Raw genomic sequence first — 1954 nt, 5'->3', positions numbered from 1 at the left:
CAGCCGCATCCGCACCTGCATGATCCAGCTCCAGGGCTTCAAGCCGGAGGAGATCAAGCGCTCCGAGGTGGTGGCCATCGCCTTCTATGTGGCCGCCCAGTCCGACGGCATGCCCGTCCAGGTCCGCCTTCTCTATCCTTCGGAAAAGGCGTTCTATGAGCTTGGGGAGAGGCTCTTCTACGCTCGGAGTGGGGCGCGGGACATCGGCTGCGCCACCTGCCACGTAACCTATCTGGGAAAGCGGGCGGGGGTCCTTCCCTATGCCGATGTGATCAATGTGGCGGGGAAAGGCGCTGCCATGACCCACTGGCCGGCCTACCGCTACTCCAACGATCAGAGCTGGACCATGGAGGACCGCATCCGGGCCTGCTACGGCAACCTGGGCCACCCGGCGCCCGAGTTCTACTCCCCGGCGGTCATCGCCCTCCAGCTCTTCATGGCCTACCACGCGAACGGGGCCAAGGCGGAGCTCCCGGGGTTTTTACGGTGAGGAGGGGGTATGCGCAGCATCTGGTTGCTTTTGCTCCTGGCCCTAGGCTTGGCCTTGGCCCAGCGGTACTTTAGCGAGCAGGACCTCGAGCGCATCAGGGCCTCGGGGCCCAAGTATGCGGAAGCCCTGGTGGGCCAGCGCCCCGACCAGGCCCTCTGCTCCATCCACAAAAACCGCCTGCCCGCGGACCTTCTGCCCAAGTTCATCGAGGAACAGCGCGCCCTCATCCAGTACCCCAAAGACGGCAAGCTCATGGGGGACTGGAAGAAGGGGGGCGCCATCTTCAACAACATGGCCAAGGCCAACTGTTTCTCCTGCCACTTCGGCTCCCCGCTTAACCTCGGGGGGGATGTGGGGCCGAGCCTGGAGAAGTACGGCCTGAACCGGGGTCAGTCCGAGGCCATCCAGCGCTACACCTACGAGGTGATCTACAACGCCTGGGCCTACTTCCCCTGCACGGTGATGTACCGCTTCGGCGTGCAGGGCCTTTTAACCCCTGAGGAGATCGCGGATGTGGTGGCCTACCTTCTGGACCCCAACTCGGACTTCAACACCAAGCCTGCCGCGGGGAGAAGATGACGCGTAGAGAGCTCCTTGCCCTTCTTGCCGCTTTGGGGGTGACGGGCCGCAAGGCGCTGGCCCAGGCCCTGGAGCGTCCGGAGGCCCTTTTCAACCTCCCCCCCTACGGGGATTACACCCTCTTGTACTACGCCGACCTGCACAGCCAGCTCCGGCCCCATTTCTACATGGAGCCCCCCAACCTCCTCGCCCCCAAGCCCCTCATGGGCCGCCCCGGCTACCTCACGGGGGAGGCTTTCCTCCGCTACTTTGGCCTAAAGCGGGGAAGCCTCATGGCCTACATCACCACCTATCTGGACTTTGAGACCCTGGCCCAGCGCTTCGGCCCCGTGGGTGGGGCGGCCCGCCTCACCGCCCTCATCAAGGCTCAGAAGGGGCAGGTGGAGGGAAGGGCCCTGGTCCTGGATGGGGGGGATAACTGGACGAACTCTGGCCCCTCCTTAAGGACCCGGGGAGAGGTGATGGTGGACTGGATGAACCTCACCGGGGTGGATCACATGGTCTACCACTGGGAGTACACCCTGGGCCGGGCGCGGGTGGAGGAGCTGGAGAAGAAGCTGAAGGCCCGGGTTCTGAGCTACAACACCACGGACGACCTCTTCGGGGACCCCGTCTACCCCGCCTATGCCATCCACCCGGCGGGCCGGTACACCCTGGGGGTTATCGGCCTCACCTACCCTTACGTCAAGGTCTCCCACCCGGAGGAGTTTTCCGAGGGGCTCTCCTTCGGGGTCAAGGAGAAGGAGCTCCAGAAGGCGGTGGATGAGCTTCGGGCCAAGGGGGTGGATGCGGTGGTCCTCCTCTCCCACGGAGGGCTTCCCCTGGACACGGCCTTGGCCCAGCGCATCCAGGCTGACCTTTCCCCCCTGGTTACGACAAGGCAAA

At 64.6% G+C, this 1954-nt stretch carries 3 protein-coding genes; all 3 read left to right on the top strand.

The window, feature by feature from the left end:
- A partial coding sequence (gene soxA, locus C4301_RS09620) for a sulfur oxidation c-type cytochrome SoxA (RefSeq protein WP_352414852.1) occupies positions 1-490 on the top strand: 490 nt, incomplete at its 5' end.
- A 9-nt stretch (positions 491-499) separates the two neighbouring features.
- Positions 500-1069: a sulfur oxidation c-type cytochrome SoxX gene (soxX, locus tag C4301_RS09615; RefSeq protein ID WP_352414851.1), complete on the top strand. Its 570-nt coding sequence runs from the start codon at positions 500-502 to the stop codon at positions 1067-1069.
- The coding region (locus C4301_RS09610) for a metallophosphoesterase family protein (protein WP_503012424.1) at positions 1066-1954 on the top strand (889 nt) is incomplete at its 3' end. The genes soxX and C4301_RS09610, both read left to right, overlap by 4 nt.

This window comes from Thermus sp. (assembly GCF_040290245.1).
Taxonomy (GTDB): Bacteria; Deinococcota; Deinococci; order Deinococcales; family Thermaceae; genus Thermus_A.
This window is presented reverse-complemented; position numbering and strand designations above follow the sequence as displayed.